This window comes from Micromonospora sp. ATA51, from assembly GCF_016802855.1.
In the GTDB taxonomy this organism is placed as follows: Bacteria; Actinomycetota; Actinomycetes; order Mycobacteriales; family Micromonosporaceae; genus Micromonospora; species Micromonospora sicca.
The window spans coordinates 1-19,702 of the sequence record NZ_JAEVHJ010000013.1 but is presented as its reverse complement, the minus strand read 5'-3'; the positions used below and the strand labels follow the sequence as shown (position 1 = coordinate 19,702).

Sequence of the window (19,702 nt, the reverse complement as noted above, 5' to 3'; positions counted from 1 at the left end):
CATGGACAGCAGTCCCACGTTCGTCATCGTCGCGCCGGCCTCGCCGGCGCCAAGGCCGCCCAGACACTGCGCGAGGAGGGCTTCGCCGGCCGGGTGATCCTGCTCGGTGAGGAACCCGAACGGCCGTACGAGCGGCCACCGCTGTCGAAGGGCCTGCTGCTGGGGAGCACGCCGCGGCGCGACGTGTACGTGCACGACGCCGGCTGGTACGAGGCGAACGACGTCGACCTGCGTACCGCGACCCGGGTCACCGGCATCGACCGCGAAGCCCACCAGGTCGTCCTCGCCGACGGCGAACGGCTCGGCTACGACAAGCTGCTGCTGGCCGCCGGCTCGGCGCCCCGCCGCCTCGATGTTCCCGGCGCCGACCTGGACGGGGTGCTGTATCTGCGCACGTTGGCGGACTCCGATCGGATCGCCGAAGCCGTCACCGACCAGGCCCACCTCGTGGTGATCGGCGCCGGCTGGATCGGTCTGGAGATCGCCGCCGCCGCCCGGCGGCACGGCGCCGCCGTGACCGTGGTGGAGACCGCCGAGCTGCCGTTGCAGCGGGTCCTCGGCGACGAGGTCGCCCGGGTCTTCGCCGACCTGCACCGCGGCCACGGCGTCACCTTCCACTTCGGCGTCGGCGTCCGACAGCTGCGGGGGACCGGGCGGGTGTCTTCGGTGCTGCTGACCGACGGCACCGAACTGGCCGCCGACACCGTCGTCGTCGGCGTGGGCATCCAGCCCAACGTGCAGTTGGCCGAGGCGGCCGGCCTGAAGGTCGACAACGGCATCGTCACCGACGCCCGGCTGCTCACCTCCGACCCGCACATCCACGCCGCGGGCGACGTGGCCAACGCCCTCCACCCGCTGCTGCACCGGCACATCCGCGTGGAGCACTGGGCGAACGCGCTCAACGGCGGCCCGGCCGCGGCCCGGTCCATGCTGGGCCAGCAGGTCGAGTACGCCCGACTGCCGTACTTCTTCTCCGACCAGTACGACCTGGGGATGGAGTATTCCGGGTGGGTGGCCCCGGACGGTTACGACCGGGTGGTGTTCCGCGGCGACCCGGCCGTGGTGGACGGCCGGGCGCCCGAGTTCCTGGCGTTCTGGGTCGCCGAGGGCCGGGTGCTGGCCGGGATGAACGCCAACGTGTGGGACGTGACCGACCAGATCCAGGCGCTGGTGCGGGCCGGCCACGCCGGCCGGGCGGTCGACCTGGCCAGGCTCGCCGACCCGGGGGTGCCGCTCGGCGATCTGCTGCGCTGAGCGGGCGTGCCGCCGAGCGGGTGGCGGTGGCCGGCGGGTCAGGCCGGGCGGATCTGTACGCAGCAGGCGCCGGGGGTGGGAGCCAGCCGCGCGTGCAGGTCCGTCCGGCCGAGCCCGTCGAGCAGACCGGCGACGAAGGCCTGGTTCAGGCCGCACACCAGCTCGGTCTGCTGGACGGCGAGTTCGTGGAAGGGGCAGTTGCGCAGCCGGATCAGCTCGTCGTCGTCGGTCGGTTCGAAGCCGAGCTCGGCCAGCACGTCCGCGACCGGCCCGCCGGCGCCGACCTGACGACCGAGGGCCACGCCCCGGTGCCCCGCCAGGCGGAGCGCCGCGGACCTGGCATCGGTGGGATCCTCGGCGACGGCCTGGGCGAGGATCTCGCCGATCAGGTCGTAGCGCCGCTCCGGGATGGTCAGCGCGATGCAGCCCGGCGCCGCCTCGTACACCTTCGGCGTTCTGCCCCGGCCGCGCGGCTGGTCGGTCGGCGCCGCGTACCTGGCCCGCAGCAGTCCGGCGGCGACCAGCTTGTCGAGGTGGAACGCCGCCAGGTTGCGCGAGATCCGCTGTGCCTCGGCGGCCTCGTCCCGCGTCACCGGGTGGTCCTGACTGCGCACGTAGTCGTACAGCGCCCGGCGGACCTGGTCGACCAGGGCCGTCACCGCCTGCCAGGGGCCCGCTGCCATGCCGAGAAGTTTATCACCAGCAGATGTTGTTGAAATTCACTGAACGGGCGTGACCGCCGGCAGGTGCCGACGGAGCCGCACCTCGGGCTCGCCGTACGCCTCCTCCACCCGGGTGCCGCCGTCGGGCGTCCAGCCCTGCCCGACGTAGAAGGCGCGAGCGGCATGGTTTCCCGCGAACACCCACAGCGTCGCCGTGTCGTACCCGGCGGCCCGCAGCTGCCCGGAGGCGGCGTGCAGCAGCGTCCGACCCAGCCCGAGACCCTGGGCGTCCGGGTGCACGTACAGGCTGAACACGTGTCCGCGGCGCGCATCGTCCGGGTCCGCGCCGAAGCGCACGACGCCCCGCACCCCGTGCCCGGCCACGTCGGCGAGGAGCACCCCGTCGGGCGCCGCCGCGAGGACCCGGCGCCACAGCGCCACCGCGCTCGCCCCGTCGTAGCGGGCCCGCACCGGCGGCGGCAGCAGGTCCGCGTACGACCCGTGCCAGCAGGCCAGGAAGACGGCGCCGGCGGCGTCCGCGTCGGCCGGCACCGCCCGGCGGACCCGCACCGGCGCGGTCACGAGCCGGACGGGGCGAGCGACCGGTCGGTCACCTGCTCGGTGGCCACGTGGCAGGCCACCTGGTGGCCGGAACCCAGCGGAAGCGGCAGCAACGCCGGGTCGAGCCGCCGGCACGCGTCCTGCGCCAGCGGGCAGCGCGGGTGGAACGGGCAGCCGGCCGGCGGGGCGCCGGGTCGGGCACCTCCCCGGCGACGGTGGCCTCGATCGGCTGGGAGAGCTCCGGGTTGGGCGCGGGCACCGCGGCGCACAGGGCGGCGGTGTAGGGGTGCCGGGGGTTGTCCAGCACCGACTTCCAGTCGCCGATCTCGACGACCCGGCCGAGGTACATCACCGCCACCCGGTCGCTGATGTGCCGCACCATGGCCACGTCGTGGCTGATGAACACGTAGCTGAGGCCCAGGTCGCGGCGCAGGTCGACCAGCAGGTTCATGATCTCGGCCCGGACCGACACGTCGAGCGCCGACACCGGCTCGTCGAGCAGCAGCACCCTCGGCTCCACCGCGAGGGCCCGGGCGACGCCGACCCGCTGCCGCTGCCCGCCGGAGAGCTCGTGCGGGTAGCGCGCGGCGAACGCCGCGCCCAGCCCGACCATCTCCAGCAGCTCGGCCACCCGCCGCTCGCGCTGCCGGCCGTCGGCGAGCCGGTGCACGGCCAGCACCTCGCCGAGCGCCTGGCCGACGCGCAGTCGCGGGTTGAGCGAGGAGTACGGGTCCTGGAACAGCATCTGGATGTGCCGGCGCTGCCGGCGCAGCGCGGGGCCGCGCAGCGCGGTCAGGTCCACCCCGTCCAGCTCGACCGTGCCGGAGGTCGGGTCCTCCAGCCGTACCAGCAGCTTGGCCAGGGTCGACTTGCCGCAGCCTGACTCGCCGACGATGCCGAGGGTCTCGCCGTCCCCGACGGTCAGCGAGACCCCGGCGAGGGCGTGCACGACGTCGTCGCCGCCCCGCACCGGGTACTGCTTGACCAGATCGGTCGCCGTCAGCATCAGTTCCTCCACTCGTGCGGGGGCACCCAGCACGCGGCCCGTCCCTGCGCCCGTGGCTGCAGCGCGGGGCGGGTCGCGCACGCGTCCACCGCCTGCGCGCACCGTGGCCGGAACGGGCATCCTTCGACCGGGTCGGTGGCGGCCGGTGGCCGTCCGGGGATCTGGGCCAGCGGCGGCCGGTCGTCGTCGGTCGGGTCGGGCAGCGCGGCCAGCAGCGCCTTCGTGTACGGGTGCTGCGGAGCGGTGAACACCTGCCGCACTGGCGCGTCCTCGACCACGTGGCCCGCGTACATCACCACGACCCGGTCGACCAGGCGGGCCACCACACCCAGGTCGTGGGTGACCCAGATGGTGGTCATGCCGAGTTCCCGGCGCAGTTCGTCGATCAGCGCCAGGATCTGCTGCTGGATGGTCACGTCCAGCGCGGTGGTCGGCTCGTCGGCGATGAGCAGCCGGGGGCGCATCGCCAGGGCACAGGCGATCATCACCCGCTGGCGCATCCCGCCGGAGAACTCGTGCGGATAGGCCCGGGCGGTGCGCTTCGGGTCGGGGATGCCGACCCGGGCCAACAGGTCGATCATCCGCCGCCCCGCCTCGGCCTTCGGTACGCCGTGCGCGGTCATCGCCTCGACGACCTGATCGCCGACGCGCATCAGCGGGTTGAGCGACGTCATCGGGTCCTGATAGATCATCGCCGCGTCGTTGCCGCGGATGGTGCGCAGCTCCCGCTCGGAGAGCGCGGTCAGATCGCGGTCACCGAGCCGCACGGTCCCGCCGGTGACGCGCAGCGGATCGGTGAGCAGGCCCATCACGGCGAGCATGGTCAGCGACTTGCCGGAGCCGCTCTCGCCGACGACCGCGACGGTCTGTCCGGCCTCGACGGTCAGGTCGACGCCGTGCACGATCTCCCGGTCGGCGCGACCGGACCGGGCCGACACACGCAGGTCCGCGAGCTCGAGAAGGGCGGTCATCAGACGGCTCCGGTCAGGCGCAGCGCGGCGGGGGCGGTGGCCAGTGGGTCGGGCAGACGCAGGGGCGTGGCGCCGGGCACGATGGCGCCGAGCACCCGGGCGCCGGTGGCGCCGGTGCACGACGGAACGGTGCCGGGCAGGCCGTGCGCGGTGTGCCAGCCGATCAGCGCGAAGGCGACAGCCTCCTTGGTGTCGGTCGGCGCGCCGAACTCGGCGGTGGTGGTGACCCGCACCCCGGCCAACCGCTCCCGCAGCATCGCCATCAGCGTCGGATTGGCGCAGCCCCCGCCGGAGGCGACGAGGGTGTCGACCTGGTGGCGACGCACCTGGTCGGCGACGGTCTGCGCGGTCAGCGCGGTCAGGGTCGCGGCGATGTCCGCGTCCGACAGGCCGGAATGCGCCGTCAACGCCTGCTCCAGGTAGTCGGCGTGGAACAGTTCCTTGCCGGTGGTCTTCGGCGGGTCCAGCCGGTAGTACGGCTCGGCGAGCAGTGCGGTGAGCAGGGCGTCGTCCACCCGGCCGGCGGCGGCGAGGCGGCCGTCCTCGTCGTACCGGAGCCGCCCCCGGCTGGCCCGCACCACGGCGGCGTCGATCAGCGCGTTCGCCGGACCGGTGTCGTAGGCCACCGGGCCGCCGCCACCGGTCGGCCGCAGCACGGTGACGTTGGCGATGCCGCCCAGGTTGAGGGCGGCCGGCCGGCCCGGCAGGCCGGACAGCAGCATGACGTCCATCAGTGACACCAGCGGCGCGCCCTGGCCCCCGGCGACCACGTCCCGCGCCCGGACGTCGGCGACGACCGGGACACCGGCGCGCTCGGCGATCCAGGCCGGCTGCCCGATCTGCATCGTTCCCCGCACCTGCCGCCCCTGCACCCAGTGGTAGACGGTCTGTCCGTGCGAGCAGATCAGGTCGACCCCGCCGGCCAGCTCGGCCGCGTCGGCGGCCACCTCGGCGAACGCCTGACCGATCAGCGTGTCCAGCTCGCACGCCTCGGCGAAGGTCAGCGCCGCCGGGGGCAGGGCCCGCATCAGCCGGACGCGCAGCTGCTCCGGGTAGGGCAAGCTGTCCGCGTAGCCGACCGTGCCGTGCAGGACACCGTCGCGCAGCGTGAAGTCGACCGCCGCCACGTCGATGCCGTCGTGGGACGTACCGGAGATCATGCCCAGGACCTTCACGCGCTCGCCTCCAGTGCCTCGCGCAGCCGACCGCCGCTCGCGGCCAGCCGCTGCCGGGGATCCGCCACGTCGGCCGGGCGGTCGAGCATGAGAATCGCGGCCTTGACATCCAGGCCGGCACGGTCGAGGGCCGCCTCGGCGTCGGCGCGGGGGACCCCGGTGACCCGCCGGATGATGCGGACCGCCCGGTCGCGCAGTTTCACGTTGGTCACCCGCAGGTCGACCATGAGATTCCCGTACGTCTTGCCCAACCTGATCATCGAGATCGTCGAGATCATGTTGAGCACCAACTTCTGCGCCGTGCCCGCCTTCAGCCGGGTCGAGCCGGCCAGCACCTCGGGGCCGACGAGCACCTCGATCGCCCGGTCGGCGGCGGCGCTCAGCGGCGTGCCGGCGTTGCACGACAGCCCGACCGTCAGCGCGCCCCGCGCGCGGGCCGCCCGGACCGCCGCCACGACATAGGGAGTGCGGCCGCTCGCCGAGATGCCGACGACCGCGTCGGCGGCCGTGACCGCGCATTCCGCGATCACCGCCGCCCCGGCCGCCTCGTCGTCCTCGACGCCCTCCTGCGAGGCGACCAACGCCTGCATGCCGCCGGCGATCACCGCCCGCACCAGCTCCGGCGGGGTGCTGAAGGTCGGTGGGCACTCCGACGCGTCGAGCACCCCCATCCGGCCGGCGGTGCCCGCCCCGACATAGAGCAGCCGGCCGCCGGCCGCCAGCCGGTCGGCGACCCCCTCGATGGCCGGCACGATCTGCGGCAGCGCCGCCCGCACCGCGCCCGGCACCGTCGCGTCGGCGTCGTTCATGACCGCCGCCAACTGCGCGACCGACGCGGTGTCGAGGCCGGCGTACCGGTCGTCGACCTGTTCGGTCAGCAGGTCACCAAGGCGATCCGTCATGCGTTGCGTCCATTTCTCGGGTCGAGGGCGTCGCGCAGCCCGTCGCCGAGCAGATTGAGCCCGACCACGAAGACGACGATGACGGCGCCCGGCGCCGCCAGGTTCCACCAGGCCGTACCGGCCAGGATCTTGGCGTCGAAGACCATCGACCCCAGCGACGGCGCGGGTGGCGGGCTGCCCAGGCCGAGGAAGCTCAGCGCGGCCTCGGTGAGCACCGCCCACGACAACGACAGGGTCACCTGCACGATGACGATGGCGGCGAGGTTCGGCAGCAGGTGACGCACCAGGATGCGCCAGGTCGGGATGCCGAGCACCCGGGCCGCCTTGATGAAGTCGGTCTCGCGCAGCGACAGCACCGGTCCGCGGCTGACCCGGACGAAGATCGGCACGTAGACGATGGCGATGGCGATCGCGATGGTCAGCCAGTTGCGGGTGAACGTGGTCGCGAGCGTCAGCGCGAGCAGCAGCGGCGGGAAGGCGAACAGCACGTTCGTCACGGCCAGCACCGGCCCGCGTACCCGGCCGCCGTAGAAGCCCGCGCAGATGCCGGCGGTGGTGCCGACGAGGGCGGAGAGGTACACCGCGACGACGGCCACCCGCAGGGAGTTGCCCACGCCGGCCAGGGAACGGGAGAACACGTCGCGGCCGAACTGGTCGGTGCCGAACCAGTACTGGGCCGACGGCGGCTGCAGGCTCGAATCGCTACCTAGATGGCTGCGGCTCTGTGAGAAGCACCCACGGGCGACGCGCCCGATTACTGAGACGTACTTGAGAGGTGGTCTTTCGGCTACCGTTCGCCTCTTGGAAGTAGCCTCGGGGATTGAATACTGGGTGAATGCCCACTCACGGTCGCCGCTTGGGCACGGCGCAAGGGGCCAAAGTCGCGGCTACTTGCGGAGCACGTCGGGTCCAGCTTCCACTCTTGGAGCGGAAACGGGGAACGCTGGGCGGACGAGTTCTGGAAAACATATAACCGGCTGAAACATGAGCCATCGTTCTCCCCGGATTATCGGAAAACCGCGTTGCTGGCAGAGTCGGGCGCCCTTCTGCTTACAGCGGCGCTGCTTAACCGCGTTGCGGGCACGAAAGAGCCGAGCCGAGTCATCTTCGACCAGGCGCACAGGACGTGGCAGATCAAAGACGCACTAAAGGAGGTTCTGTCTTAGCGAGCGGGCGCCGTTCCTAGAGGCCTTGTGCGGCGCGGACGATGAGCCCGCGGGCGTCTTCTCCGGTGATGGCTTCCTTCCAGAGTCGTTCCATGGCTTTGGCGTAGGCGGCGGCTTCGTCGTCGCGGTGGGTTGTCTCGCCGACGAAGGTTTCCACGATCGCGACGTCGTCGTACATCTGAAAGGAGTTCTGCGGCGTGGTGGCGAGCTGAACGCCGAGCGGCAGGATGCCGAAGCGGATGTTCGGAACGCCCACCACGGTTTGTAGCCGGTCGAGCTGGCCGCGCATGACATCGGGCGAGGCCAGTAGCCACCGCAGCACGGGCTCGGCCAGCAGGAACTCGAACCGCTTGCCGGTGTCGTACAGAAGGTGCTGGCGCTGCATGCGGCTGGCTACGGCGGCGTCCACGTCGGCGACGTCGAGGTTGTGCAGCTCGACCATCTCAGTGAGGATGCGCCGCGCGTAGTCGGCCGTCTGGAGCAGCCCCGGCACGTAGACGGTCTCAAAGTGCCGAATGAGACGCGACTCGGCGACAAGCTGGTTGTAGCTATCCTGCACGGCGGCCTGGCCCTGGCGCATCCGGCGGCGCCAGTCGCGGTGCACGGCTTGGACCTCGCCGAGCATCCGCAGCAAGTCCTGGGCGGCGTCGTCCGCGCCGCAGGCACGCGCCCAAGCGCAGAGGTCCGAAGGGGCGGGCATCTGGCGGCCGTTCTCCAGCCGGGAAACCTTTGACGGTGCCCAGCCGTTCGCCTCGGCGAGCTGCTTGCCGGACAGGCCGGCCTGCGTGCGCAGGGCACGCAGGCGATCGGCCAGTCCTTCGGGCTGGGTCAGCCACTCTTCGATCGGGTTCATTGCATGACTTCCTCGGGCTAGGCGGCTGCGCTCCGCGCGTTGGTCGGAGCGGCGTTGTGGACTGCCAGGTCCCGCCACGCACACGCCTGCACCACGGTTGCCGGGTCGGTCACCAGCTCGTTGCTGATCCGGTGGCCCACCTCGTCGAACCGCATCATGATCAGTCGGCTGGAATCCAGCAACCACCAGTCGACATTGCCGGCTGCGGGGAGCAAGCCGATCTCATGCGCTTTCGCCCGCGTCAGGTAGTGGATCTCCTCGCCGGCTTCGACGTTCCAGCGGCCGATCCAGCGTTCCCACCGCTGGTAGTCGGTCGGCGGATCCTCGTGCACGCGCACGCGCTCGATCCGCTTGCCCTGCTGCCTCAACTCGGCGATCTGCTTGAACCAGGCAGCAAGCCCGGGAACCTCCGTCGGGGGCTCCGGGTTGCCAGCCAAGAACTTCGCCACCGTGTCGTGCTCGCTGGGCTCCAGGTACGCCGGCTGAAGTTCCAGCCGGAATGCGGTGTGATCGAACCGGCGGAGCTGGTCGGCGAACTCGTCGTCGGTGAGCGCTGTTCTCATGTTCAGCCCATCTCGCGCAGGCGATCGAGCACGTTCGCTGGAACGAAGATGCCGTCCTCGTCGTCTGCCAGCTGGCGAAGCTGCGCTCGGGTCTCGTCATCGAGCTTGACGCCCTGGACGACGTAGCCACCCTCGGTCTTGTAGAGCGCCGGGCACCCTCCGCCGCCAGAGCTGACGTCCTTCCACAGGAACTCCAGGTTCCGCATCCTCAGGCCCCTTCCATCGCTGCGCCCCGCGACGCAGATACCTCGATGCTGCACTGTTCAGCATCTTCACGCAATCGCCCCGGCTGTCACCAGGACAACCGGGGCGATTTAGTGCGGGTAACGGAACCTGGCAGGATCAAGTCTAGAGCAATTGCTTGACCATGCGCGGCGCAGCGAGCATCATCGAAGTGCGCCGGAAACCCGGCGCGTGAGCGAAGTCAGGGCCGGGATGCCGGCTGACTCAATCAGGAGGTGTGGGGCATGGCTGTCCCGAACACGATCAAGGTTCCGGTTCCGTTCGAGTACGTCTTCCCGCAGGGCGCGCTGTGCCTGGGTGTGGAGCCGGTGACGGACTTCGACAAGCGCGGCCAGGGTGACGACCAGGCCCGCGACAAGGACACCGGCGAGCGGCTGTGGGTGGTCAAGGTGCTGGACCTGGACCCGGAGGCCGGGAAGTTCGGCGGGTCGAAGGAAGTGAAGGTGAAGATCGCCGCGCCGGTGCAGCCGGTGCCGCCGGCGTCGAAGATCCCGGGCTATCCGCCGGCGGTGGAGTTCACCGCCGTCACGCTCACGCCGTATGTGGACTCGCAGCGGTGCAAGGGCTCGGGGAAGTGCCGGGCGCGTCAGGCGTGGTCGATCCGCGCCGGTGCGATGACCGAGCCGACCGCCGCCGCGACGAAGCAGGCGGCCTGACCAGAGCAGGACGCGCGGGGCGGGCCTCATCCGCCAAGACCAAGCCCGCCCCGCGCTCTGACCCGATCACCTTGGAAGGAGTTGGGCTGATGCCCACGGTATCGAACGCTGCCCGGATCGCCGGGAACTTGCGCCCTGGCCCGAACCGCCGCACTCACCGCCGCACGGTGATGCGCCTCGCCGGCCCCGGTATCCGGGCCGTCCGCGAGGTCTACACGACCGTTCCCGCCGACGCCGTTCGCGTCGCCACGCTGGTCGAGATTGCCGCCGCCGCTGCCGCTCTGGCGCGGACGGTGGTGAAGCTGCGCCACCTCGATCCGGACCTGATTGCCCCGCACGTGGCCGACCGCGTCGACCTGCGGGCGGTGCTCGGTCGTGGCCGGTGGCTGCCGACCATGACCCGCCACGTCCCGGCCCCGGACTGCGGGTCGGTGGACCTGGCCGCCCTCGCTCCTCCTCGGTCGGCTGTGCGTCGTCGGGTGGTGCGCCGTCGTCCCGGTACGCCGGGTCAGACCGCCCTGTTCGCCGCCGTGGTCGGGGAGGGCTGAGTCGTGCCGCTGGTCAACGTGATCCGGGGCGACCGGATCGACGGTGCTCCGATCAACGTCCGCACGCCGTTCGTCCGCATCCCGATGTGGCTGGCCTTGTCGTGGTGGACCGCGAAAGCCCTCGGCCGCCTGGTCCTGATCGTCATCCGCTTCTGGTACGTCACCGCCCCGGCCGTGTTCTTCGCCTGGCTCTACCTCCGATTCGGCTGGGCCGGTCCGGTCGGCGTCGTCGTCCTGGTCGCCGCCGTGTCGACGGGGTGGGCGTTCGGGCATCAGTCGTCGTGGCTGCGCTTCGGGTGGTGGCCGGTCCTGTCCCGCTACCGGCGGATGGTCTACCGACGCAACTGGCATGCCGCGATGGTCACCGCCCGCCTCGCCGTCTCCTTCGACGCCCACACCGTCCTACCGGTCCTACGCAGGGTCCGCTGCACCTCGGGCGTCGACGTGGTCACCGTCCGGATGGTCACCGGGCAGATCCCCGACGACTTCGCCAAGGTGGCCGAACGCCTCGCCCACACCTTCGGCGTCCGGCAGGTCAAGGCCGAACCCGGCCCGAAACCCGATGTGGTGCTGCTGCACCTGTTCCGCGGTGACCCCCTCGCCAAGCTCGTCCGCCCCCTGCCCGTGCCGGCGGTACCGGAGTTCACCGCCCTACCGGTGGGCAAGCGCGAAGACAGCGACGGCTACGACCTGCGCCTGTTCGGCACACAAGTCCTCGTCGTGGGCGCCACCGGTTCGGGCAAGGGCTCGGTCATCTGGTCCGTCGTCCGCTCCCTGGCCGCCGGGGTCACCTCCGGCCTGGTGCAGATCTGGGGCCTGGACCCCAAGGGCGGGATGGAACTCGGGATGGGTGCACCGATGTTCACCCGCTTCGCCCGCAAGGATTACGCCGCGATGTGCGAGCTGATCGAGGAAGCCGCTTCGGTAGCCAAGGAGCGGGCCGGGAAGCTCTACGGCCGCACCCGCCAGCACACGCCGACGCCGGATGAGCCGCTGATCGTCCTGGTCATCGATGAGCTGGCGAACCTCACCGCCTACCTCACCGACCGGCAGCTCAAGGACCGAATCAAGGCCGCGCTCTCGATCCTGCTGTCGCAGGGCCGGGCGGTCGGCGTGCACGTGGTCGCCGCGATCCAGGACCCCCGCAAGGAAGTCCTGCCGTTCCGCGACCTCTTCCCCACCCGCATCGGGCTCCGGCTCGCGGAAGCCGCGCAAGTCGACCTCGTGCTGGGTGAGGGGATGCGCGACCGGGGCGCACTGTGCGACCGCATCCCGCAGTCCCTGCCCGGTGTCGGGTTCGTGGTCATCGACGGTGACCCGACGCCGATGCGGGTGCGGTTCTCCTACCTGACCGATGACGAGATCCGCGACATGGCCCACACCTACGGCCGCCTCCGGGTCATCGACGGTGAAGTCCTCGGAGGTGCCGCATGAAGCCCCACCCCACGGCAACCCGCGCCGACCGCGCTGAGGGCCTGGTCCTCGTCGTCATCCTCCTGACCGTCGCCGGCTTCGCCGGGGCCGCATCCTTCACCCACGTCAAGGACTGGACCCTCGACAACTCCCCGGCCGGCACGGGCGAGTGGTTCGGCTGGGCCAACGCCGTCATCTCCGAGCTGGTGCCCGTCGCCGCCCTGCTGACCATCCGCCGACGCCGTCGCAACAGTCAGCCGGTCGGCTACCCGCTGTTCCTGCTCGTCGCCGCTGTCCTGCTGTCACTCGCCGCGCAACTCGCCGTCGCCAAGCCCGGCCTGTCCGGTTGGCTCCTGTCCGCCGTCCCGGCCCTGGCGTTCATGGGCCTGTCCAAGCTCGTCCTCACCACCGCCCCCACTCCGACCCCGGACTCTGTCCCGGCTCCGACTTCTGCCCCTGGGCCGGTTCCCGTACCGGTCCGCCCGGTCACGCCGCCCGCCCCGCCCGCCCCGCCGGCTCCGGTGGCTGCGCCGGCTGTGCCTGAGCCCGTCGTCCTGGTCGACGTCGAGCCGACCCGCCCCGCCCCCGTCGAGCCGACCCGGCCGGCCCCGGTGGCCCCGGTTCCGCCGGCCGCGTTCGTCCGCCGCAATGGTGTCCCGCTGATCGGAGAGGTGACCCGATGACCGACGCACTCCTGTCCGGCCTGCTCCTGGTCGCCGGCCTCGCCGTCTTCTGCTGGGATCAGTACCGGCTCTACGCCGTCCGCTACGAACTCGCCGCCCTGCAACGCGCCACGCTGCGCGACCCGCTGACCGGTCTCGCGAACCGCGCCGGGCTGGCCGACGCCTGGGCGCAGCTCGCCCCGCTGCGGCCGTGGGTGGTCGTGGTCGACCTGGACGGCTTCAAGCCGGTCAACGACACCCACGGCCACGCCGCCGGGGACCTGGTCCTCACCGCCGTCGCGCAACGCCTGCGGTCGGTCCACGGCATCGCCGCCCGGCTCGGTGGGGACGAGTTCGGCTCGCTGGGGGTGGGCCGATGACGACTACCCCGACGCTGCCCGGCCTCGAACCCGCCCCCGTGGCGGAGACTCCGAGGCCGGGCTCCCGGGCCGCCCGCATGCTGATGCCCCGCTCCGTCGACGTGGTCAAAGACCTGGCCGCCGACTACGGCGTCTGCACCCGCCCTGTCAGCCTGCGCCGCACCGACCTAGACTCCGGCCGCACCGAGGTCATCGACATGCCCTGCGGGGCCACCCAAGAGGCCAAGTGCAAGGCCTGCGCCACCCGTGCCCGCCGGCTGCGGCAGCAGCAGATCCGCGAGGGCTGGCACCGCGACGACGAACCCGACCCCGGCCCTCAGCCCGCCACCGACGCACAACGCGGCCTGATCGTGGCTCGGGCTCACCTGGAATTCGCCCGCGACGAAGCCGCCCGCGCCTCACAGTGGGACCAGGTCGCGGACCTGGACGACGCCATTGGCGAGCTGGAAGCCCAGATCACCACCGAAGGACTCCGGGGCCGCCCCGCGCCCCCGCACGCCACCGACGACCAGGAGGACGACGGCAAGCGCCGGGTGCGGTCGACCAAGCGCCGGCAGGACGCCCCGGACCTGCCACGCCTGCCCGTGGAGAACCGCACCATCGGGCGGACCTTCGAGGGCCACGCCGGTCAGGTGTTCCGGCCCTCGATGTTCCTCACCCTCACCCTCGGCTCCTACGGCCGCGTCCACTCCGACGGCACCCCCGTCGACCCCGACGCCTACGACTACCGGCGCGCCGCCTGGGACGCCGTGCACTTCCCCCGACTGCTCGACCGGTTCTGGCAGAACCTGCGCCGGGCGGTCGGCTGGAACGTCCAATACGCGGGCGCGGTCGAGCCGCAACGCCGGCTGGCACCGCACGCGCACTTCGCCATCCGCGGCACCATCCCGCGGGCGCTCGTGCGGCAGGTCGCCGCCGCCACCTACCACCACGTGTGGTGGCCGCCCGTCGACGAGCTGGCCTACGAACCGGCAAGGGCGCCGCAGTGGAACCCGGCCGCCGGCGGCTACACCGACCCGGACTCGGGCGAGCTGCTGCCGACGTGGGATGACGCCCTGGACCTGGTCGACGCCGACCCCGACGCCTCTCCGGTGCACGTGGTCCGGTTCGGTGTTCAGGTCGACGCCAAGGGCGTGCTCGCTGGCACCAAGGACGCTGACCGCTGCGTCGGGTACATCACCAAGTACCTGACCAAGCAGGCCGCCGACTGCCACGAGGTCACCACCGGCCGGCAACGCGCGCACCTGGAACGGCTGTGGTTGGAGCTGCGGCACACGCCGTGTTCGGAGCGGTGCGCCAACTGGCTGCTCTACGGCATCCAGCCGAAGAAGGCCCGACCCGGGTTGAAGCCGGGCAACTGCAAGAACAAGGTCCACAAGCGGGAAACCCTCGGCATCGGCGGCCGACGAGTGCTGATCTCCCGGCAGTGGTCCGGCAAGACCCTCACGGATCACCGCGCCGACCGCCGTGAGTGGGTCAAGGCCCTGCTCGGGGTCACCACCGACGCCGCCACCGCCCCGGCCGGATCCGACATGGTGCGGCACGCCTGGGAACTCGCCAAGCCGACGGATCCCGATGTGCCGCCTATCGGCCACCGGGTCCTGCGGGCGATCTCCGAACGGATCCAATGGCGGGCACAACTGGACGCCGCGAGACGCGCCACCGACCCGCCCGACGTTTCGGCAACTGCGACCCCTTTGGAGGATCGATGACCGCGCCGGGGGCGATCGAGCCGCTGTGGACTGTTCAGGACGTGTCGGCGTTCCTGGGTGTCCCGGTCGGCACGCTCTATCAGTGGCGTCACCGCCGCACTGGGCCGCGTGCTTCGCGCGTCGGGCGTCACCTGCGCTATGACCCGGCTGCGGTCCGGGCGTGGGTCTCGGCACGGGAGGGCTGACGTGGCGGTTCACGATCTGTGGTACCTGAGCACTCCCGGTCCGGACGGCGAGAGGGTCAAGTCTGGGAAGTATGGCCGGGGTAAGCGGTGGCGGGTCCGGTACGTCGATGCCGCCGGCGAGACGCGGGACAAGGTGTTCCAGCGCAAGAAGGACGCCGAGGACTTCGACCTTGCTGCCCGGACCGGCACTGCCCCGGAAGTGAAGCTGGACCAGGGCGAACGGAACGTCACCTTCGCCGTGTACGTGGACCGTTGGCGTCTGGCCCGGAACATCGGATGGGCGCTGGAGACTCGACGGCGCATCGAGTCGAACGTGCGGCGGCACCTGGTCCCCGAGTTCGGCAACCGGCTCGTCCGCTCGATCACTCAGACCGATGTGTTGCTCTGGCTGGCGGAACGTCTCAGCGCGGGTGTGCCTCAGTCCAGCCTGCGTCTGTACTTCGAACTGTTCGACGCGATCATGGGCGCGGCGGTCACCGACAAGGTAATCCCGGACAACCCGTGTGATGGGATCAAGCTGTCGCAGGTGTTCCGGGGGCTCAGCCGCGCGCCGAAGTGGGTGCCCGAGGAGAGCGACGTGCTCCGCCTGTTCGATGCCGTGCCCGACCGCTATCACGGGCTGCTGTGGCTCGGCGCGGGCGCGGGTTTGCGGATCAGTGAGGCGCTCGGGTTTGAGCACGGGCCGCGCTGCCTGGACGCGGAGCACGAGGAGCTACACATCGTCCAGCAGTTGCGGTACGCGCCGCAGGAATACCAGGGCGGCTTTTACCTGAGTACGCCCAAGGGTGGCTCGGTCGGCACGGTGGACCTGGACCCGATGGTCGCTTCTGCGCTGCGCCGCCACGTGCAGGAGTACCCACCGACCGAGGTCGAAATAGTCGACATAACCTCGGGCAACCCAGTGCGACGCCGAGTCCCGCTGCTATTCACCACCACCCACAAGAACCCGTTCACCGACCGCACATGGTCGGCCGAGTGGGTCAAGTGGCGGGACAAGGCCGGCTGGCCCAAAGAGCACGGCGGCTTCCACGCCCTGCGGCACTTCTTCGCTACGACGTTGATTACCAACCACGTGGATCCGAAGGAAGTCCAACGGTCACTTCGGCACAGCACCCTGCAAATCACCCTAGAGACCTACGTCCACTTCTGGCCACGCCGAGAGCGCCGGCGCGGTGTCGTGGGTGACGTGCTGCGGGCCGCCCTCGGCCGCCGGGACCATCGGTGACGTGGTCCCGATGTGGTCCGGACGATCTTGCAGGGTGTTCCGCTGCAGGTCAGAGGCGGTATTGGTGGAGCCCAGGGGACTTGAACCCCAAAAACGCGATCATGGGACATCGGGGGTGTAGGCAGCCTTTGACCTGCTGTCACCTCGGATCGGCTTCCGTTGCCTGACACCAGTTTGCGGCCTCAGGTGGTCCCGATGTGGTCCCGATGATCTTGGGGATCGAGGCGGCCCGAGCTGGCACGCCCGCCTGGTCCTGGTCCTCGACGGCGTTACCAACGGCGGGTCGAGCGCCATTCGTCCGCAGCCTTCTGCCCGGCCTTCGCCGCCCGCCGGTCCGCCCTATCCAGCTCACGCCTCCGGAAACCCGTGTACAGCTTGTAGCCGGCCCACACGGGCAGGAGTAGGGCGCCGTAGAAGAAGCTGTAGCGCCCTCCCTGGAACTGAAATGCCAAGTAAAACGCGTAGGCGGCGGATGCCAAAGCGCCGAAGCCGCTGAGAATCCGGTACTCGAGCGAGGTCGTTCCGAACCCAGTGATTGCCACGAGTAGTAGAACTATGGCGCTCACGCCGAGCGCGACGATGTAGAGCAACAGCACCGGCACAGCGGCCTTCCCTTTGGCAATCCCTTGGCGAGTCGGACGGGAGCCTAGCCGTCGACGCGCCCAGTTGGTAGGTGCCAACGCCTAATTAGTGGATCTCCTCGTCGGGCAGTCGCCAGACCGTCCAGGCTCCCCGGACGGGGACAAGGTGGAGCGCCCTACCGGACGAGTCTCAATGGCGGTTGTCAAGCGTGGGCGCCGGCGACCTGGACCGGCCTTGGGATTAGAAGAAGCTCCGGGCTGGCTGGTCGACTGGGCTCGGCGCTGGTCGGCCCGTCCGTCACCGTCCGGCGTTGTCGGCGTAAGTGGATGGTCTTGGCTGTACGAATGGCTGTACGGTCCCGGGTCGTGGATTGGGGGATGCGGTGAGCTGGGTTGCCAACGTGATGCTGTCGGTGGGTCCGGAGGACCGCCTCAACGCTGAGGCGTTCAGCGGATGGCTCGACAACGAGTGCCCCCGCCGCGAGCTAGGCATGAGGCCGGGCGGCTGCGGCAACCTGCGCCCGATCACCGCTGCGGACAACCAGTGGGGCGGACATAAGAACCCCGAATGTGAGGTGTTCGCCGGGGCGCTCAACCACGCCGACCTCGCTGCTGTTGTGGAGCATTTCGGTTCCCTGGCCTGGCACAACCCCAATGCAGTGCAGCTCTTCGTGATGGACCAGGAGGAGTCCTTCTTCCGCGTCTGGATGATTCGCAACGGCGCTCTGCGGCAGTACGCCCCTTCGTCGCCAGACGAGGAGGACGACGAGTTTTGGCCCACCGCCGGGTCGTAGCCGCAGTTTGGAAGAGCGTCCTCAAGTGGTCGTGATGCCCGGAACGCCTGGGGCCGGCGGCCGACCCGGTTGCATCTCGTGCCCGCTCGTGACCGCCGCGCGCCACCGTTACTGGCCCACGGATGGCCCATGCCGGCCTTCGGATTAGGAGATGGTCACCCATGGCTGGTCAGGTACTCCGGGTCTCGTCTGACAACCCCTTCAAGAAACAATGCCCTCGTGTCTAGCCCAAACGTTGCGCCGGCCGCTGCACCGACTCCGGCCCGATTACTCGCATGCGGTGCGCTTCTGACTTCGGTTCTCGCCGCCGCCTGGCTTACGACCGAACAACCTTGGCTGTGGATGGTCGTCTGGTTCCCGTCGGTCCTGGTAGCGATCCCTCTTGCGATCAGGCAGGCGCGAGCGTTCCGGGTCACGTGCTGGGTTGTCGTGGGATTGCTATTCGTCCTGGCAGTCCTTGGCGTGCTCTTCGCGCTCTTCGCCCACCTGCCCGCCGCCGTGATTCTGATGGCAGCTACAGCAGTGAATCCCCAGGAGGCACCGAGGCGGACCAAGGCGGCTACGAGTCTCGGCGTGGTTGTCACAGCCGCCGCGAGCGTCGCATGGGCACTGGCGTTTTAAGCGGATCTCCTCGTCGGGCAGTCGCCAGACCGTCCGGGGAGCCTGGTAGCCCTTGTGGTGCCCGGCGAGGTGAACCGCGGCGGCATCTCTGAGGAGGGCCGGGGTTCGGGGCGGAGCCCCGAGGTCTTCAGCTCTTGTCTCTCGCCACGTGCCCGACCGGCACTTCGGCCGACCCATGGGGCTTGGCGTATCGTCCCGGCTGACGACGTCGATGGAGGCTCGGTGGGCAGACTGATCGAACCGCTCGCTTGGTTAGCGGCAATCTTCGCCTTCTTCCGCCTGAACCACTGGCTGGTCAACCGCAAGGGCCTAGACCATCGGCCGTACTTTGTGCCCAGCTTGTGGGGTCCGCTTGGCACTCTGATTATCGTGCTGGCGGAGCCACGGGGCTGGAACCGGCGCCCCTAACTGCTGGCCATCGCCGCAGTCCGGGTCTCCTATCTCATACTCCGTCAGCGTGGCCGGCCGCCCGGCCGATGCCGGCCGGAGGTCGCCAGCAGGCCGGAGCCGGGCCGGCGCGCCCGCTTGCGGGCCGCCTTGATCTCATAGAGCGTAATTCGGCAGTGTTGGCTACAGTGCACTGCAAACCACCTGTGCAGCGAGGAGCGTTAGGCGTCTAACGCGAGATTCGGGGTGCAATGGGCGAGAAGGCCGACAAGGTTCTCGGCGGAGCGATTGGGTTTTACTGGACCAACCGGGCGCGCCTGAAGAGGCTTAATCGCAAGATGGAGCGCGGCTATCTTAGCCGTAACGACCAAGGCCTGATCGAAATCGTTGCGCTCGACGAGGACCCGGCGGCCTCTTGGGAGATGGAAGCGGGTGAACTCCCGAAGTCAGTAACTGCGATCACGGATAAGGGTTCAGCTCTTGTCCTAGGAATCGCGGGTTCAGGTCACACTACGGCGTTCGGGCCACGCGCATCGGTGAGGCGATACCGGGCCCGAGTACTAATTGCGGGACTTGATCCGGAGCATTTGCGGAGCGACCGGATATCATCACTTACATTGTATTTTCCGGGCATTGGCAGGTGGTCGGGCCTCCGTGCCTACGATGAGAATTTTGAGCACGGTGAGAAGGGTCTTCTCAAGACCTACTCGGTCAAGTTGGAGTCGCCGACGGATCAGGTAGCTCACGTGGGACGCAGCATGGAACTGGTAGTGTCCTCACATTGGCAAGTGAGCGGCCCTGGAGACAGGCGTATTTTGTACACGCCAACGGCGATAACCTGTCGAAGCTCGCGCCCGCGCCCAATAAAAGAGCTCAGGGATCGGTTGAGTTGGTTTCACGCCCTGCTCTGCCTGGCTCATTTTGGGTTTGTCACTGCGGACGGTGGGACGGCAACTGTAGACACAGACCAAGAGGACGAACGGCCGGACTATTGGGATACCCGCTTCATGTTCAAACCTCCAGGAGTGCCGGAGCCAAGTGAACTGGCCTTCCCTCTCTTTACTCTTCAGACCCTAGGTGGCATCGAATCGCTACCTAGATGGCTGCGGCTCTGTGAGAAGCACCCACGGGCGACGCGCCCGATTACTGAGACGTACTTGAGAGGTGGTCTTTCGGCTACCG

The 19,702-nt window shown here is 70.0% G+C and carries 20 protein-coding genes and 2 pseudogenes; 11 read left to right on the top strand and 11 right to left on the bottom strand.

Going from position 1 to position 19,702, the window contains the following annotated elements; all coding sequences use genetic code 11:
- The first annotated feature begins 93 nt into the window (after positions 1–93).
- Entirely contained in the window at positions 94–1,254 is a 1,161-nt protein-coding gene (locus JNW87_RS04495; RefSeq protein WP_238453147.1) for an FAD-dependent oxidoreductase, read from the top strand.
- A 38-nt stretch (positions 1,255–1,292) separates the two neighbouring features.
- Here the strand turns inward: JNW87_RS04495 and JNW87_RS04490 are convergent, their stop codons facing one another.
- From JNW87_RS04490 to JNW87_RS04445, 10 genes and pseudogenes are all read right to left on the bottom strand, one after another.
- Complete coding sequence (locus tag JNW87_RS04490) at positions 1,293–1,937, bottom strand: metalloregulator ArsR/SmtB family transcription factor (RefSeq protein ID WP_238453146.1); 645 nt, start codon at positions 1,935–1,937, stop codon at positions 1,293–1,295.
- A 36-nt stretch (positions 1,938–1,973) separates the two neighbouring features.
- Positions 1,974–2,498 (bottom strand): GNAT family N-acetyltransferase, encoded by a 525-nt coding sequence (locus JNW87_RS04485; RefSeq protein WP_238453145.1) that lies wholly within the window; start codon positions 2,496–2,498, stop codon positions 1,974–1,976.
- A pseudogene (locus tag JNW87_RS04480) lies at positions 2,495–3,483 on the bottom strand (ABC transporter ATP-binding protein). Before JNW87_RS04480 ends, JNW87_RS04485 begins: the two are co-directional and overlap by 4 nt.
- The gene (locus JNW87_RS04475) at positions 3,483–4,454 is read right to left on the bottom strand and encodes an ABC transporter ATP-binding protein (RefSeq protein WP_238453143.1); all 972 of its coding nucleotides are present in this window, start codon (positions 4,452–4,454) and stop codon (positions 3,483–3,485) included. Before JNW87_RS04475 ends, JNW87_RS04480 begins: the two are co-directional and overlap by 1 nt.
- Positions 4,454–5,614, bottom strand: coding sequence for an anhydro-N-acetylmuramic acid kinase (locus tag JNW87_RS04470; RefSeq protein ID WP_238453142.1), 1,161 nt, complete (start codon positions 5,612–5,614; stop codon positions 4,454–4,456). The genes JNW87_RS04475 and JNW87_RS04470 overlap by 1 nt, the downstream gene beginning before the upstream one ends.
- 11 nt (positions 5,615–5,625) lie before the next feature.
- The gene (murQ, locus tag JNW87_RS04465) at positions 5,626–6,531 is read right to left on the bottom strand and encodes an N-acetylmuramic acid 6-phosphate etherase (RefSeq protein ID WP_238453141.1); all 906 of its coding nucleotides are present in this window, start codon (positions 6,529–6,531) and stop codon (positions 5,626–5,628) included.
- Positions 6,528–7,145 (bottom strand): ABC transporter permease, encoded by a 618-nt coding sequence (locus JNW87_RS04460; protein ID WP_238453140.1) that lies wholly within the window; start codon positions 7,143–7,145, stop codon positions 6,528–6,530. The genes murQ and JNW87_RS04460 overlap by 4 nt, the downstream gene beginning before the upstream one ends.
- Positions 7,146–7,713: 568 nt before the next feature.
- Positions 7,714–8,550 carry a helix-turn-helix transcriptional regulator gene (locus tag JNW87_RS04455; RefSeq protein ID WP_238453139.1) on the bottom strand — a complete coding sequence of 279 codons (837 nt, stop codon included), beginning with the start codon at positions 8,548–8,550 and terminating at the stop codon, positions 7,714–7,716.
- Positions 8,551–8,567: 17 nt separating this feature from the next.
- The gene (locus JNW87_RS04450) at positions 8,568–9,113 is read right to left on the bottom strand and encodes a DUF6879 family protein (protein WP_238453138.1); all 546 of its coding nucleotides are present in this window, start codon (positions 9,111–9,113) and stop codon (positions 8,568–8,570) included.
- A gap of 2 nt (positions 9,114–9,115) precedes the next feature.
- A complete protein-coding gene (locus tag JNW87_RS04445) occupies positions 9,116–9,319 on the bottom strand; it encodes a lipid A biosynthesis lauroyl acyltransferase (RefSeq protein ID WP_238453137.1) in 204 nt (67 codons plus the stop codon).
- Between the two features lie 261 nt (positions 9,320–9,580).
- On the opposite strand from JNW87_RS04445, the gene JNW87_RS04440 reads away from it, so the two are divergent.
- The 8 genes and pseudogenes from JNW87_RS04440 (at position 9,581) to JNW87_RS04405 (ending at position 16,137) form a co-directional block, all read left to right on the top strand.
- The gene (locus JNW87_RS04440; protein ID WP_238453136.1) at positions 9,581–10,012 is read left to right on the top strand and encodes a hypothetical protein; all 432 of its coding nucleotides are present in this window, start codon (positions 9,581–9,583) and stop codon (positions 10,010–10,012) included.
- Between the two features lie 89 nt (positions 10,013–10,101).
- Positions 10,102–10,560, top strand: a complete 459-nt coding sequence (locus JNW87_RS04435) for a hypothetical protein (RefSeq protein ID WP_238453135.1) — start codon at positions 10,102–10,104, stop codon at positions 10,558–10,560.
- A gap of 3 nt (positions 10,561–10,563) precedes the next feature.
- Positions 10,564–11,994 carry an FtsK/SpoIIIE domain-containing protein gene (locus tag JNW87_RS04430; protein WP_238453134.1) on the top strand — a complete coding sequence of 477 codons (1,431 nt, stop codon included), beginning with the start codon at positions 10,564–10,566 and terminating at the stop codon, positions 11,992–11,994.
- Positions 11,991–12,656 (top strand): DUF2637 domain-containing protein, encoded by a 666-nt coding sequence (locus JNW87_RS04425; RefSeq protein ID WP_238453133.1) that lies wholly within the window; start codon positions 11,991–11,993, stop codon positions 12,654–12,656. Before JNW87_RS04430 ends, JNW87_RS04425 begins: the two co-directional genes overlap by 4 nt.
- Positions 12,653–13,000: pseudogene (locus JNW87_RS04420) on the top strand (GGDEF domain-containing protein); the annotation flags it as partial. The gene JNW87_RS04425 and the pseudogene JNW87_RS04420, both read left to right, overlap by 4 nt.
- Positions 13,001–13,011: 11 nt before the next feature.
- A complete protein-coding gene (locus tag JNW87_RS04415; protein WP_238453132.1) occupies positions 13,012–14,727 on the top strand; it encodes a replication initiator in 1,716 nt (571 codons plus the stop codon).
- The gene (locus JNW87_RS04410; protein WP_238453131.1) at positions 14,724–14,912 is read left to right on the top strand and encodes an AlpA family transcriptional regulator; all 189 of its coding nucleotides are present in this window, start codon (positions 14,724–14,726) and stop codon (positions 14,910–14,912) included. The genes JNW87_RS04415 and JNW87_RS04410 overlap by 4 nt, the downstream gene beginning before the upstream one ends.
- 1 nt (position 14,913) lies before the next feature.
- Positions 14,914–16,137 (top strand): site-specific integrase, encoded by a 1,224-nt coding sequence (locus JNW87_RS04405; protein ID WP_309233904.1) that lies wholly within the window; start codon positions 14,914–14,916, stop codon positions 16,135–16,137.
- Positions 16,138–16,406: 269 nt separating this feature from the next.
- Here the strand turns inward: JNW87_RS04405 and JNW87_RS04400 are convergent, their stop codons facing one another.
- A complete protein-coding gene (locus JNW87_RS04400) occupies positions 16,407–16,739 on the bottom strand; it encodes a hypothetical protein (protein WP_238453129.1) in 333 nt (110 codons plus the stop codon).
- A 362-nt stretch (positions 16,740–17,101) separates the two neighbouring features.
- Here JNW87_RS04400 and JNW87_RS04395 point away from each other — a divergent pair, with 362 nt between their 5' ends.
- Both JNW87_RS04395 and JNW87_RS04390 read left to right on the top strand, forming a co-directional pair.
- Positions 17,102–17,512 (top strand): squamosa promoter-binding protein 15, encoded by a 411-nt coding sequence (locus JNW87_RS04395; RefSeq protein ID WP_238453128.1) that lies wholly within the window; start codon positions 17,102–17,104, stop codon positions 17,510–17,512.
- 1,259 nt (positions 17,513–18,771) lie between these two features.
- On the top strand, positions 18,772–19,702 hold a 931-nt coding region (locus JNW87_RS04390), incomplete at its 3' end, for a hypothetical protein (RefSeq protein ID WP_238453127.1).